The organism is Halomonas colorata, from assembly GCF_014897985.1.
GTDB classification, from domain to species: domain Bacteria; phylum Pseudomonadota; class Gammaproteobacteria; order Pseudomonadales; family Halomonadaceae; genus Vreelandella; species Vreelandella colorata.
In genome coordinates this window covers 44,645-57,859 of the sequence record NZ_JABUZA010000017.1, presented here as the reverse complement: position 1 = coordinate 57,859, position 13,215 = coordinate 44,645, and the positions used below count along the sequence as shown (strand labels likewise).

Sequence of the window (13,215 nt, the reverse complement as noted above, 5' to 3'; positions counted from 1 at the left end):
AGGCGAGCAACGTGTTAATCAGCGTCTTGCTCGTCGGTACTCTCGGTGTTGTTATCGCGGTAGGCTTCCAGCAAACGAATGCGTCGGTTATCGGCATTCAGGATAACGAAACGCCAGCCGCCAAAGCGGGTATGTTCACCGCGGCCGGGCAAGTGACCAAACTGCTGCATGACCAGGCCGCCAACCGTATCGAACTCGTCATCGGAAAATTCGGTGCCGAAGCGATCATTAAAATCTTCGATGGGGGTGAGGGCGCGAATGGCAAAGTGACCGTTTTCAAGCGTGCGGATATCGTCTTCTTCGTCGGTGTCGTGCTCATCTTCAATATCACCCACGATCTGCTCGAGGATATCTTCGATGGTGATAATGCCTGCCGTACCGCCGTATTCGTCCACCACAATCGCCATATGGTTATGGGTGTCACGAAACTCTTTCAACAGGCTGTTCAGACGCTTGGACTCGGGGATGAACATGGCCGGTCGGAGGATGTCTTCAAGCTTGAAAGCGTCACGGCTCTCCTGGGTTTGCGAAAGTAGCGGTAGCAGGTCTTTAACCAGCAGAATGCCTTTTATATCGTCCAGGTTCTCGCCGATCACCGGGTAACGGGAGTGACCGGTTTCCTGAATAAGCGGCAAATAGCCGTCGCTGGTTTGATCCAGGGTAATCGCGGAGACCTGGGAACGGGGAATCAGGACCTCGCGGACCTGCTGATCGCTAATCTCAAGCGCGCCCTCGATAATCATGATGGCGTCCTGATCTAGCTTCAACTTCCCTGCAGTGTGGCGTAAAAACGTCAACAGCTCATCGCGTGAACTGGGTTCGTCACTATCTCCGGTTAGGGCGCCAAAGAGTTTCTCGAGCCAGGATTTTTGATTAGGGTTGCTCGATCGGTCTTCGCTCATGCGTCAAATCTCTTGTTTATGGGGCAGACAACTGTCTTGGCGTGCATAAAAAGGCCACATCGCAAGCTAACGTTTTATCACTGACTTAGGGCACTATGCCAGCTGCGGTAAGCCAATGTTACGACTCATGCTCAAACGACGTGATAAGGATCAGGGATTTCAAGCTCAGCAAGCAGTGTACGCTCAAGCTGTTCCATCTCTTCCGCCTCCTGGTCTTCAATATGGTCATAGCCCATTAAATGCAGCGTGCCGTGAACGACCATGTGAGCATAGTGGTGGGCCAGCGGCTTTTGCTGTTCATCTGCCTCGTTTAACACCACCGTATGACAGATGATCAAATCGCCCAGCAGCGGTAACGTCATGCCGGGCGGATTTTCAAACGGAAACGATAAAACGTTGGTTGGCTTGTCCTTGCCGCGATAGTCACGATTCAGCGCCTGGCTTTCCTGCTCATCGACAAAGCGAATGGTAAGCTCTTTACGTTCATCATCGGGGTGATGCGCAAACACGCAGCCCACCCAGTGGGTGAGCTGCTCAAGAGTAGGTAGTGTCGGCTCATCAATCGCGGCTTGGCGATCAATCACGATAGCGTTCAACGTGACGTATCTCCCCAGCGTTCCTGCGCCTGAAGGCGTGCTTCGCGCTCTTGCTGGCGTGCATCGCGACGGGCACGCTCTTCGACTTCCTGCTGCGATTCAAAGTCGTCGTACGCTTCGATAATGCGCTGTACCAAGGGGTGACGTACCACGTCTTTAGCGGCAAAGTGAGTGACGCCGATTCCCGGGGTGTCTTTTAATACGTCAAGCACTTGGGACAGGCCTGAACGCTGCCCACGGGGTAAGTCGACCTGGGTAATATCCCCGGTGATCACCGCCGTTGAACCAAAGCCGATCCGGGTCAGGAACATTTTCATCTGCTCCGGCGTGGTGTTCTGGCTCTCATCCAAAATGATGTACGAATTGTTTAGCGTGCGGCCACGCATATAGGCCAGCGGGGCTATTTCAATCACCTGACGCTCAATGAGCTTGGCCACTTGTTCAAAGCCGATCATCTCGTACAGCGCGTCATACAGCGGGCGCAGGTACGGGTCGATCTTTTGTGCCAGGTCGCCGGGCAGGAAGCCGAGTTTTTCACCCGCTTCAACCGCTGGGCGTACCAGCAGAATACGCCGAACTTCCTGCTGATTAAGCGCTTCCACGGCAGCCGCAACGGCAAGGTAGGTTTTGCCGGTGCCCGCCGGCCCAATACCGAAGTTGATATCGTGCTCGCGGATACTTAACACATAGCGCTGCTGGTTCAGGCCGCGCGGTTTGATCATGGTGCGCGGGGTGCGCATGATCACTTCATCGCTGCCGCCTTCACCATCCTCTTCGTCCTCTAGCGCTTCCATGCCAGATTCCTGAAGGAACAGGTGCACGGTATCGGCAGAAAGCTCATCAGCCGCCGTTTCACGATAAAGGTGCTCGAGTACGTTCGCCGCTGCCTTGATGCGATTAGCTGGCCCTGCAAGCTGAAAAACATTGCCCCGGTTGCGTAATGTCACATCCAGTCGGCTTTCAATCAACTTCAAGTGCTCATCCTGCTGGCCGCAAAGGCTTGCAAGACGCTGCGGATCATTGGGTTCAAGGCTTAGGGTAATGATGCGATTGGCCTGAGTTGATGGTTGGCTCAAGAGTAGGAAACCCGTCAGTTGATGTATGTAGGTCTCAGCTTACTGCCCCGACGGGTGTCGGGGCAATTACCTAAGATAAGAGAGCGTTCAGTAACGTTCTGGGGAAGCAAGCTCGCCGCGCAGAGAGTTGGGGAATGCCTCGGTAATTTCGACATCCACAAAGTAGCCAATCAGCTCGGTCGGGTTGGCCGCACGGAAGTTCACCACGCGGTTATTCTCGGTACGTCCGGAGAGTTGTCCTGGATCTTTCGGCGAGAAGCCGGTGACCAGAATACGCTGAGTGGTACCTACCATGCGCCGGCTGATCTGGGCCACATTCTGCAGGATGCGCTCTTGCAGAATCGCCAAACGCTGCTTTTTGACGCTTTCCGGCGTGTCATCGGGCAGGCCAGAGGCGGGGGTGCCTGGGCGCGCCGAGTAGACAAAACTAAACGAGTGGTCAAAACCAATCCGGTGGATCAGGTTCATCGTGGCTTCAAAGTCTTCCTCGGTCTCGCCGGGGAAACCAATGATAAAGTCAGACGAGAAACTGATATCCGGACGGTTGGCGCGAACGCGCTCCATCTTCTCAATGTACTCTTCCGCCGTATGGCCACGTTTCATGGCGCTCAGGATACGGTCAGAGCCTGATTGAACCGGCAAATGCAGGTGGCTGACAAGCTCGGGGATATCCGCGAAGGCATCAACCAGACTGTCGGTAAACTCAACCGGATGCGAGGTGGTAAAGCGTATGCGGTCAATACCATCCACAGCGGCGATACAGGCAATCAGTTCAGCAAGATCAATTTCATCGCCATCGTCGTTATCGCCTCGGTAGGCGTTAACGTTTTGGCCCAGCAGGTTGACTTCGCGCACCCCTTGATCGGCCAGATGGATAACTTCATCCATGACCTTTTCAAACGGACGCGAGACCTCTTCACCGCGGGTATAGGGCACCACACAGAAGGTGCAGTACTTGGAGCAGCCTTCCATGATCGAGACAAAGGCCGTTGCGCCGTCCGACTTGGGCTGAGGCAGGTGATCGAACTTCTCGATTTCCGGGAACGTTACGTCTACCGCAGCAATTTGGTTATTGCTGCGTGCATCCAGCATGGAAGGCACACGGTGCAGCGTCTGCGGGCCAAAAATCATATCCACAAAGGGGGCGCGCTTGCGCAGCGCTTCGCCTTCCTGGCTCGCCACGCAGCCGCCTACGCCAATCACTAGGTCGGGGTTGGCATCTTTAAGCTTTTTCCAGCGTCCCAACTGATGAAACACCTTCTCCTGCGCCTTCTCACGAATCGAGCAGGTGTTAAGAAGGATAACGTCGGCTTCCTTCTCGTTATCGGTTAATTCAAGCTGGTGAGATTCACCGAGCAGATCCGCCATACGGGAGGAGTCGTACTCGTTCATTTGGCAGCCGTGCGTTTTGATGAAGAGCTTCTTCGCCATCGGTACCTGTCATCTATGAGTCGTCGGGGGACGAGGGATGAATGAAATGTCGTGTCAGTGGTTTAGGCCACTGTTGAATAACCCTATTATACGGACACACGAAACCCGGGGCTAGCGTTCAGCTATAATCGATACTTGACCTTCGAGTCTCAATCAGTATACTACGCACCGTGTTTGAGCAGTTCCTCGATAGCTCAGTTGGTAGAGCAAATGACTGTTAATCATTGGGTCACAGGTTCGAGTCCTGTTCGAGGAGCCAACACTTTACAAGTTGGTTCTGCTTGAAATACAATAGCTTAAGATGTTCCTCGATAGCTCAGTTGGTAGAGCAAATGACTGTTAATCATTGGGTCACAGGTTCGAGTCCTGTTCGAGGAGCCAACACTTTACAAGTTGGTTCTGCTTGAAATACAATAGCTTAAGATGTTCCTCGATAGCTCAGTTGGTAGAGCAAATGACTGTTAATCATTGGGTCACAGGTTCGAGTCCTGTTCGAGGAGCCATCTTATTGTCTTTCTAGATGTCTTTTAGTGCACTTCTTCGTGTGCGATTCTAGATTGATGTGCCAGGCTTATTTAAATCTCCTTGCTACTTTAACGCCCACTGCTTAGCCGCATTTTGGGTAATTTCGCGTGTCTGGCGGTTAGTAAAATGTTGCGTTATAAAAAACGCCGACCTTCAAGGCCGGCGTTGCAGGGCGGAAGCTTGGCGCTTAGCGCGCGGCCATCCGCTGAGATTTTTGCATATGGGCGTAGTCGAGCAGGATTTCTGCCGCTTCTAGCACTGGTGCGCGGTCAACCGGCATATCCTCATCTTCGTTCTCGTCCGCCTCGGCACCTTCCTCGGGCTCGCCGCTGTCAAGGCGCGCGTCCATCCATTCGTCAAGCTCCGGAAGATTTAGTGCTCGGCGGCGCTGGTTTTCAAGCGAAAGCTGCTCGGCTTCCTGAGCTTCAAGCTCGCGCTGGCGCTGCTCGCGGTTCAGGCTGACCGTCGTGTGCTGTTCGCGCAGCTGGCGGGCTAGCGCCGACTGGCTTTCAAGATAGCGGAAGTTGGGGTTCGTTTTGGCACGCGCCGTATGTTCAGCCGCCAATGCATCGATAAAGGTTTCCGGCGTACCGTAGCGACGATACTGAACATTTTGAACCGTATCCCAGCCTAGGGCGTTATCCAGGCTGCTTTCGCCGATGCGTTCCGGGTCGATCAGGCTTGGGAAGCTGATATCCGGATCAACTCCGCGATTTTGCGTACTCTCGCCGGAAATGCGGTAAAACTTGGCGCGGGTCAGCTTTATTTGCCCATGGCTTAGATCGTTCAAGGTTTGAACGGTGCCTTTGCCAAAGGTTGAAGAGCCAACCACTAGGCCGCGACCGTAGTCCTGAATGGCTCCCGCGAAAATTTCTGAGGCAGAGGCAGAGAGGCGGTTCACCAAAACGGTCAACGGGCCATCGTAAGTAGTCCCTGCATCCGTGTCGCCGTAAAGCTGAATGCGGCCTTGAGCATCGCGCACCTGGACGGTGGGGCCGCGGTCAATAAACAGGCCGATAAGTGAGTTGGCTTCCTGTAGGGCGCCGCCGCCGTTATTGCGCAGGTCCAGCACGATACCTTCAACGCCTTCTTCTTTCAGGCGCTCAATTTCACGGGCTACGTCGCGCGTAGTGCTGCGATACTCTTCTTCGCCTGCCTGCCATGCGTCAAAATCAACATAGAAAGTGGGGATATTGATTACCCCGACCGGGTGAGGTTCGCCATCACGCTCAATGTCGATTACTTCGCCGTGGGCCGCCTGGTCTTCAAGGCTTACCGTATCGCGGGTAATTTCGACGATATGCGAGCGGGTCATATCAACGGCCTGGGCGGGAACGATGTCCAGGCGTACCACTGAACCTTTGGGGCCGCGAATCAGGTCGACCACGTTATCCAGGCGCATGCCTACCACATTAACCATTTCGCCGTCTTCCTGGCCAACGGCAATAATGCGATCGGCTGGCTCCAGAACGTCAGCGCGATCAGCCGGGCCTCCGGGTACCAGGCTTGCCACTTTGACGTATTCACCGTCGGCCTGCAGCAGTGCTCCAATACCTTCAAGTGACAGACTCATCTGAATATCGAAGGATTCGCTTTGGCGCGGAGAGAGGTAGCCGGTGTGGGGGTCAATTGTGCTGCTAACAGCAGCCATCAAGAGGCCAAACACATCTTCAGATTCGGTCTGCCGCAGGCGAGAGAGCTGGCCTTCATAGCGCTGGCGCAGGTTGTCCTCGATCTGCTCGTCATCCTGGTCGGTGAGGGCGAGAGTCAGGGCGTCGTTTTTCAGGCGCTTGCGCCAAAGCTCGTCCAGTTCGCTTTCGCGGGTGGCCCAGGGGGCATCTTCGCGGTCAATCTCAAGGCGCTCGTCGCTATCGAAATCAAACGCTAGGCCTTCGTCCAGACGCGCTAACAGCCACTCCATACGCGCTATATGACGCTCGCTTAGCTGATCATAAAGTTTGAAGGCATCGTCCAGGTCGCCTTCAAACAGCGCATCGGCCATACCATCTTCCAGATGACGGTAGGGCTCGATATCACGGCTCAACAAATAGGCGCGCTGACCATCAAGCATATCCAGGTAGCGTTGAAAGGCCTCCTGTGACCACTGCTCATCAAAGCTAATATTAGCGTAGTGGCCGTAGCGGAGCGCATCCGCAATTTCTTCTGCCGCTTGGCGTTGTTCGTCGGTCGGCGCGATTTGTGCCATTACTGTCGGGCTGGTAACTACCAGCATGACGGCAAGGACGACCGAGCGCGAAAGCGTTGCAAACAAGCTCATCAGTCAAGCTCTCCCGGATTTGTGTACACTCATTCTTCCCTAGACCCGCAGGTGACCTATGAGTTGCGTAGGCCAGGGGAGCATTGTAGCAGGTCGTCTGCTCTATGAGACTCAATCATTACTGTTATGAGGATTTCCATGTCCGAAGCTTTCAACGCCGATCGTTTAACGCGGTTATGTGATTTTCTGCGCCAGTCGCCCACGCCGTGGCATGCTACGAAGACAATGGCTGAGCGTTTAGAGAAAGCGGGTTTTCAGCGCTTGAAGGAAACGGCTAACTGGCAGCTTACGCCTGGGAAGCGCTATTACGTCACGCGCAATGATTCCTCGATTATAGCTTTTCAATTGCCCAGCGATACGCTTAAGAGTCTGCGCATGTTGGGCGCGCATACCGATAGCCCGGGGCTGCGCTTAAAGCCTAACGCGACACAGTACTCGGCTGGTTGGTTGCAGTTGGGTGTGCAGGTGTATGGCGGGGTATTGCTGGCACCCTGGTTTGACCGTGATTTAGGCTTGGCTGGGCGAGTGCACGTGCGTCATGCCGGCGGCCAACTGGAAAGCCTGCTGCTTAATGTTGATCGCCCGGTCGCCATGGTGCCAAGTTTGGCGATCCATATGGACCGTGAGGTGAATACAGGCCGGGCGATTAATCCGCAAACGCAGATGGCGCCGGTGTTGCTACAAAGCGATAGTGCCAAGCTTTCAGACTTGCTGGCCGTGTGGCTTGAAGAGCAGCACGGCATGCGCTCGGTTGAAGTAGTGGATTTCGAGCTGGGTTTTTATGATGTGCAGCCGCCTTCACTGATTGGGGTCAAGCAGGAGCTAATTGCCAGCGCACGCCTGGATAATCTGCTGTCGTGCTTTATGGGCCTGGAGGCTCTGCTTGAAAGTGATGGTAGCCAAGGGGCGCTGTTAGTGGCCAATGATCACGAAGAGGTGGGTAGCGCTAGCGCCTGTGGTGCACAGGGGCCTTTCCTGGGTGACGTGCTTAAGCGTATCAATGGGCAGGTGGGTGGCGGATCCGAGGAGTCGCTGATTCAGCTGATTCAGTCGTCGCTGATGATCTCCTGTGATAACGCCCATGGCCTGCATCCTAACTTTAAGGATAAGCACGATGAGCGCCACGGTCCGGCATTGAATGGCGGCCCGGTTATTAAGGTAAATGCCAGTCAGCGTTATGCGACCAATAGCGTGACCGGTGCGCTATTTCGCGATGTGTGCCGCGAGGCGGATGTGCCGGTTCAGTCGTTTGTAACCCGTGCGGATATGGGCTGTGGCAGCACCATAGGCCCGATAACCGCCACTGAAGTGGGTGTGCCTACGCTGGATGTCGGCGTGCCGCAGTGGGCGATGCACTCCATCCGCGAGACGGCCGGTACGCGCGATGTGGAGTATCTTACCCGAGCGCTAACGGTGTTTTTAAATCGGCCAGCGTTGAGCTGATGCCTAGCTATTGGGCCTAGCGCTGAGCATAAAAAAAGCCCGCTGACGAAGTCAGCGGGCTTTTAGCTATTGCTAGCTTAAATCGGTGTTGGTGGCTACGCCCTGATTTGAACAGGGGACCCCATCATTATGAGTGATGTGCTCTAACCAGCTGAGCTACGTAGCCTTTCAACGGGGGCGTATGTTACTCAGCGAACCGCCACCCGTCAAGCGCTTATTGCTGAAAGCGCTTACACGTTGAACCGGAAGTGCACCACATCGCCGTCTTTAACAATGTACTCTTTGCCTTCCAGGCGCCATTTGCCCGCGTCTTTCGCGCCTTGCTCGCCGCCCAGTGTGACAAAGTCGTCATAGGCGATGACTTCTGCGCGAATAAAGCCTTTCTGGAAGTCGGTATGAATAGCGCCAGCAGCTTCGGGCGCTGTTGCGCCTTGCTTGACGGTCCAGGCGCGGACTTCTTTTACCCCGGCAGTGAAGTAGGTCTGCAGGCCGAGCAGGGCATAGCCTGCGCGAATCACGCGGTCCAGGCCGGGTTCGTCCATGCCCATTTCGCCGAGGAACATGGCGCGTTCTTCGTCTTCAAGCTCAGCGATTTCCGCTTCAAGCTGGTTGCAGACAGGTACCACGACTGCGCCTTCTTCAGCGGCGATTTCTCTGACAATCTCGAGATAGGGATTGTTTTCGAAACCGTCTTCATTGACGTTGGCGATGTACATGGTGGGCTTCAAGGTCAAAAAGCCAAAGCTTTTTACCTGACGCTTTTCGTCTTCATCCAGGCCAAAGCTGCGCAGTGGCATGCCTTCGGCCAGGTGTGGCTCGATTTTATCCAGAATGGTTTTGGTGGCGATGGCGTCTTTATCGCCGCCTTTCACGGAGCGTAACAAGCGCTGGCTGGCTTTCTCAACGGTATCCAGATCGGCAAGTGCCAGCTCAAGGTTGATCGTTTCGATATCCGCACGCGGATCAACCTGGTTGGCTACGTGAATAACGTTGTCGTTATCAAAGCAGCGCACCACGTGGGCAATCGCTTGAGTTTCACGGATATTGGCCAAAAACTTGTTGCCCAGGCCTTCACCTTTGGAAGCACCCGCTACCAAGCCTGCGATATCCACAAACTCCATGGTCGTAGGCAGTATTTTCTGGGGTTTTACAATGGCGGATAGCTTGTCCAGACGCGGGTCAGGCATGGGAACGATACCCACGTTGGGTTCGATGGTGCAGAAAGGGAAGTTTTCGGCATCAATACCTGATTTGGTCAGCGCATTGAAAAGCGTGGATTTGCCTACGTTGGGTAGACCGACGATACCGCAGTTAAAGCCCATAAATTCATTCCTAGCCGCTAAGCAAGCGCCGCCTAAATGCCTTATCCAGCGCTGGCCTAAAGTGAAAAAAGATCAGTGTTAGCTATTTTACGCTATGCAGGCGGTTCATGGCTTTCGCCCAGTCGCCTTCTAGTACAAGAGGGAGCGTGGCCTGGCACTCGTCAAGGGTGCGGTCGATCGCTTCCTGTTCGGCTTTGCCGGGGCGGCCAAGTACATAGTTGGTAACCTGGCGTGCCTCACCGGGGTGGCCGATGCCGATACGGATGCGATGAAACTGCTTTTGATTGCCCAGCGCGCTGATGATATCGCGCAAGCCGTTGTGGCCGCCGTGGCCTCCGCCTGTTTTATAGCGTCCTTGCCCCGGAGGGAGGTCGAGCTCATCGTGAGCGACCAGCAGGTTTTCAGGGGCAAGTTTAAAAAACTGGGTAAGCGCTGCTACCGCGGCACCGCTGCGGTTCATAAATGTAGTCGGGTTGAGCAGATGAAGTTCATGGTCGCCAATGCGTGCCTTGGCATAAAGGCCAAGGAACTTCTTTTCCGGGCGTAGTTCGGTATGGGCGCTGCGCGCAATGGCGTCAATTAGCCAAAAGCCCGCATTATGGCGGGTGGCGTCATACTCGGCGCCGGGATTGCCTAGGCCTATCAGGGCCGTTACCTGGCTCATTTACCTACCTCCAAATTAGCTACCTCAAAAAAGTTTCCGGTAGAAATTTTTGGCGTCGCATCAAAAGCGGCTCGAAGGGCGGTTGCCAGGAAGGCAAGCCGCAAAAAAAATCAAGCGCCGAAGCGCTTGATCTTATCATTCTTGGGCCATGCAGGCATGGCCCAAGCAAAGTACGTGTTAGCCGTTATGGCTTTGCGTACTGATATCAGGCTTATTCAGCGCTGGTACCTTCTTCGTCTTCACCTTCGTCTTCTTCTTCGCTACGTACCTTCACTTTAGTGATGCTCAGCACGGCGTTGTCGTGCTCTTCACCGTGAGATAGGTCAACGGAGGTAACGCCTTTCGGCAGAGTCAGATCGGACAGGTGCAGAGTCGTGCCCAGCTCAACCGCTGAAATATCAACTTCCAGGTAGTCAGGCAGGTCTTTCGGTAAGCAGCTGATGGCAACTTCGTTGGCCAGTACGTGCAGTTCGCCGCCCTGGTCTTTGATGCCCACACATTTTTCTTCGCCAGTCACGTGCAGCGGTACGTTCATGGTGATTTCATGAGTAGCGTCAACGCGCAGGAAGTCAGCGTGGGTCAGAAGCGGCTTGAAGGGGTGACGCTGAAGATCACGTACCACTACCTGCTCTTCTTTGCCTTCGATAACCAGCTTGATTACTGAGGAGAAGAAAGCTTCGTCTTCAATCGCTTTGTAAAAAGCAGTTTTTTCTACAGAGATTGATTGCGCGCCTTTTTCGCCGCCGTAAATAACGGCCGGTACTTCTTGGTTCGCACGACGCAGGCGGCGGCTCGCACCTTTCCCCAGGTCGTTACGAACGGTGGCTTTCAGGATAAAATCAGACATGTAATTTGCCTCTTGGTTTAAGTAAGGAAACGCCGCCGACCGCGACCAGACGACGACGTTTCCAAGGCCCCAGAAGGGGGCTATATCGTCAGGCGGTTAGTGGAACATCGCGCTGACAGATTCTTCGTTACTAACCCGGCGGATAGCTTCCGCAATCAGGCCAGCAACGCTCAACTGGCGAATTTTTCCACTGCGACGCGCATGGTCGGCAAGCGGAATAGTGTCGGTCACGACAACTTCATCCAGTACAGAGTTGGTGATGTTGTCAACGGCTGGGCCGGACAAGATCGGATGTGTAGCATAGGCCACGACGCGTGCAGCGCCATGATCTTTAAGTGCTTCACCGGCTTTGCACAGCGTGCCGGCGGTGTCGATCATGTCGTCGACAACGACACAGGTGCGGCCTTCGATTTCGCCGATAATATGCATTACCTGGGCCTGGTTGGCCTGGGGGCGACGCTTATCGATAATCGCAAGGTCTGCGTTAAGCTGTTTGGCGATGGCGCGCGCACGTACTACGCCGCCTACGTCGGGAGAGACCACGACCAGGTCTGCATAGTTTTGGCGCTCGATATCATCCAGAAGAATTGGCGAGCCGTAGACGTTGTCTACCGGTACGTCGAAGAAGCCTTGGATTTGATCGGCATGCAGGTCCATGGTCATCACGCGGTCAACGCCGGCTTTTACCATCATGTCCGCAACCACTTTAGCGGAAATAGGTACGCGGGCGGAACGAACGCGACGATCTTGGCGGGCATAGCCGAAGTACGGCACCACCGCCGTGATGCGAGTCGCCGAGGCACGACGCAGTGCGTCGACCATCAGGATCAGCTCCATCAGGTTGTCATTCGTCGGTGCACAGGTGGACTGGAGGATGAACACGTCCTTACCGCGCACGTTCTCATTGATCTCGACTGCGATTTCGCCGTCGCTAAATTGACCAACCGTGGCATTACCCATGCGGCTGTCTAAGCTCTCGGCAATCTTTTGAGCGAGTTCGGGATTGGCATTCCCGGTGAAAACCATCAATTTTGACACGCGCAGCCACCTTTGCAGTGTTTGGAATCAGGGGAGAAAACGCAGATCATACTTAGGCCATATCTGACAACTAGGTTTCTAATGACTAAGTTGGCTGGGGTACCAGGATTCGAACCTGGGAATGCCGATACCAAAAACCGGTGCCTTACCACTTGGCGATACCCCAGCAATAACCTAATGCGATGACCGGGCGCTTTCAGCAGCCCAGAGCATCTTGTAGGGGAGAGGTGTTGAGTCCGCGTGCGACCCACGTCGGCCAGCGTTGACCTGCCAATTCAGCGATTGTTTGCGCTGCTTTTTCGGACTCAAAAGCGGCGAACAAACAGGCGCCAGTACCGGTCAGCCGACTAGGTGCATACTGTGCGAGCCAGTCAAGCGCTTCCGCGATAGGCGGATAGCGTTTTCGAACAATAGCCTCACAGTCGTTACGCCACTCAGGCACTCCCCCCTGCAGTGCGCGCGCCATAGTAATGGGGCGGCTGTCGCGTGTCAATTCCGGGTCTTGGAAGATCAGGGGCGTTGAGACGCTAACCTGCGGATGGATAATCACAAACCAGGGAGTGTCGATAGTGACCTGCGTGAGTTTCTCACCAATACCCTCCGCCCAGGCGCTGTGCCCATGAATAAATACCGGAACGTCCGCACCAAGCTGCAGCCCCAGCTTGGCTAATGCTTCCCGCGTCAGCCCCAGCTGCCACAGCTTGTTCAAGCCAAGCAGGACGGTAGCCGCGTTAGAGCTGCCCCCGCCAAGCCCGCCCCCCATGGGGAGCTGTTTTTCAATCGTCAGGTTTACCCCTTGGGAGGTACCGCTTGAACGTTGCAGCAGGCGGGCAGCGCGGACGATTAAATTATCCTCGTGAACCACGCCATTGACAGGCGTGGTGAGCGAAACCTCGCTATCTTCACGCAGGGTTAGCGTGAGCTGATCGCATACATCGATTATTTGAAACAGCGTTTGAAGCTCGTGATAGCCGTCATCACGACGGCCCACGATATGCAGCATACGGTTGAGCTTCGCAGGGGCTGGCAGTGTTAAAGAAGCAGACATTCAAGCTCGCTCACGGTGACTTGGGCTAATCGCTACTTGGGCTAA

General features: G+C 54.7%; 11 protein-coding genes and 5 tRNA genes. 4 read left to right on the top strand and 12 right to left on the bottom strand.

Annotation, left to right across the window (positions count from 1 at the left end; all coding sequences use genetic code 11):
- Positions 1 to 14: 14 nt before the first annotated feature.
- The 4 genes from INT33_RS10535 to miaB all read right to left on the bottom strand — a co-directional run bounded on the left by INT33_RS10535 (position 15) and on the right by miaB (position 4,005).
- A complete protein-coding gene (locus INT33_RS10535; RefSeq protein ID WP_192539050.1) occupies positions 15 to 902 on the bottom strand; it encodes an HlyC/CorC family transporter in 888 nt (295 codons plus the stop codon).
- A 131-nt stretch (positions 903 to 1,033) separates the two neighbouring features.
- Complete coding sequence (gene ybeY / locus INT33_RS10530; RefSeq protein WP_192539049.1) at positions 1,034 to 1,498, bottom strand: rRNA maturation RNase YbeY; 465 nt, start codon at positions 1,496 to 1,498, stop codon at positions 1,034 to 1,036.
- Positions 1,495 to 2,574, bottom strand: coding sequence for a PhoH family protein (locus INT33_RS10525; RefSeq protein ID WP_018916709.1), 1,080 nt, complete (start codon positions 2,572 to 2,574; stop codon positions 1,495 to 1,497). The genes ybeY and INT33_RS10525 overlap by 4 nt, the downstream gene beginning before the upstream one ends.
- Positions 2,575 to 2,661: 87 nt before the next feature.
- On the bottom strand, positions 2,662 to 4,005 hold the full coding sequence (gene miaB / locus INT33_RS10520) for a tRNA (N6-isopentenyl adenosine(37)-C2)-methylthiotransferase MiaB (RefSeq protein WP_192539048.1): 1,344 nt from the start codon (positions 4,003 to 4,005) through the stop codon (positions 2,662 to 2,664).
- Positions 4,006 to 4,188: 183 nt separating this feature from the next.
- On the opposite strand from miaB, the gene INT33_RS10515 reads away from it, so the two are divergent.
- The 3 genes from INT33_RS10515 (at position 4,189) to INT33_RS10505 (ending at position 4,508) form a co-directional block, all read left to right on the top strand.
- A tRNA-Asn gene (locus tag INT33_RS10515) sits at positions 4,189 to 4,264 on the top strand.
- A 46-nt stretch (positions 4,265 to 4,310) separates the two neighbouring features.
- Positions 4,311 to 4,386: transfer RNA gene (locus INT33_RS10510), tRNA-Asn, on the top strand.
- A 46-nt stretch (positions 4,387 to 4,432) separates the two neighbouring features.
- Positions 4,433 to 4,508: transfer RNA gene (locus INT33_RS10505), tRNA-Asn, on the top strand.
- 209 nt (positions 4,509 to 4,717) lie between these two features.
- Here the strand turns inward: INT33_RS10505 and INT33_RS10500 are convergent.
- On the bottom strand, positions 4,718 to 6,808 hold the full coding sequence (locus tag INT33_RS10500; RefSeq protein WP_193091854.1) for a carboxy terminal-processing peptidase: 2,091 nt from the start codon (positions 6,806 to 6,808) through the stop codon (positions 4,718 to 4,720).
- A 138-nt stretch (positions 6,809 to 6,946) separates the two neighbouring features.
- Between INT33_RS10500 and INT33_RS10495 the strand changes: the two genes are divergently transcribed.
- Positions 6,947 to 8,251, top strand: a complete 1,305-nt coding sequence (locus INT33_RS10495) for a M18 family aminopeptidase (RefSeq protein ID WP_193091853.1) — start codon at positions 6,947 to 6,949, stop codon at positions 8,249 to 8,251.
- 89 nt (positions 8,252 to 8,340) lie between these two features.
- Here the strand turns inward: INT33_RS10495 and INT33_RS10490 are convergent.
- From INT33_RS10490 to ispE, 7 genes are all read right to left on the bottom strand, one after another.
- Positions 8,341 to 8,417 (bottom strand) — tRNA-Met (locus INT33_RS10490).
- A 64-nt stretch (positions 8,418 to 8,481) separates the two neighbouring features.
- Positions 8,482 to 9,573, bottom strand: coding sequence for a redox-regulated ATPase YchF (gene ychF / locus INT33_RS10485; protein WP_192539045.1), 1,092 nt, complete (start codon positions 9,571 to 9,573; stop codon positions 8,482 to 8,484).
- A gap of 82 nt (positions 9,574 to 9,655) precedes the next feature.
- Entirely contained in the window at positions 9,656 to 10,237 is a 582-nt protein-coding gene (gene pth / locus INT33_RS10480) for an aminoacyl-tRNA hydrolase (RefSeq protein WP_192539044.1), read from the bottom strand.
- 211 nt (positions 10,238 to 10,448) lie between these two features.
- The gene (locus tag INT33_RS10475) at positions 10,449 to 11,084 is read right to left on the bottom strand and encodes a 50S ribosomal protein L25/general stress protein Ctc (RefSeq protein WP_192539043.1); all 636 of its coding nucleotides are present in this window, start codon (positions 11,082 to 11,084) and stop codon (positions 10,449 to 10,451) included.
- A 96-nt stretch (positions 11,085 to 11,180) separates the two neighbouring features.
- The gene (locus tag INT33_RS10470; RefSeq protein WP_192539042.1) at positions 11,181 to 12,122 is read right to left on the bottom strand and encodes a ribose-phosphate pyrophosphokinase; all 942 of its coding nucleotides are present in this window, start codon (positions 12,120 to 12,122) and stop codon (positions 11,181 to 11,183) included.
- A 91-nt stretch (positions 12,123 to 12,213) separates the two neighbouring features.
- Positions 12,214 to 12,288, bottom strand: a tRNA-Gln gene (locus INT33_RS10465).
- A gap of 30 nt (positions 12,289 to 12,318) precedes the next feature.
- Complete coding sequence (gene ispE, locus INT33_RS10460) at positions 12,319 to 13,170, bottom strand: 4-(cytidine 5'-diphospho)-2-C-methyl-D-erythritol kinase (protein ID WP_193091852.1); 852 nt, start codon at positions 13,168 to 13,170, stop codon at positions 12,319 to 12,321.
- Positions 13,171 to 13,215: the final 45 nt, after the last annotated feature.

Excerpts from the sequence above, each read along its gene's own strand:
- INT33_RS10535 (WP_192539050.1), bottom strand. The coding sequence starts at position 902 with ATGAGCGAAGACCGATCGAGCAACCCTAATCAAAAATCCTGGCTCGAG.
- miaB (WP_192539048.1), bottom strand. The coding sequence starts at position 4,005 with ATGGCGAAGAAGCTCTTCATCAAAACGCACGGCTGCCAAATGAACGAG.
- INT33_RS10500 (WP_193091854.1), bottom strand. The coding sequence starts at position 6,808 with ATGAGCTTGTTTGCAACGCTTTCGCGCTCGGTCGTCCTTGCCGTCATG.
- INT33_RS10495 (WP_193091853.1), top strand. The coding sequence starts at position 6,947 with ATGTCCGAAGCTTTCAACGCCGATCGTTTAACGCGGTTATGTGATTTT.
- ychF (WP_192539045.1), bottom strand. The coding sequence starts at position 9,573 with ATGGGCTTTAACTGCGGTATCGTCGGTCTACCCAACGTAGGCAAATCC.
- pth (WP_192539044.1), bottom strand. The coding sequence starts at position 10,237 with ATGAGCCAGGTAACGGCCCTGATAGGCCTAGGCAATCCCGGCGCCGAG.
- INT33_RS10475 (WP_192539043.1), bottom strand. The coding sequence starts at position 11,084 with ATGTCTGATTTTATCCTGAAAGCCACCGTTCGTAACGACCTGGGGAAA.
- ispE (WP_193091852.1), bottom strand. The coding sequence starts at position 13,170 with ATGTCTGCTTCTTTAACACTGCCAGCCCCTGCGAAGCTCAACCGTATG.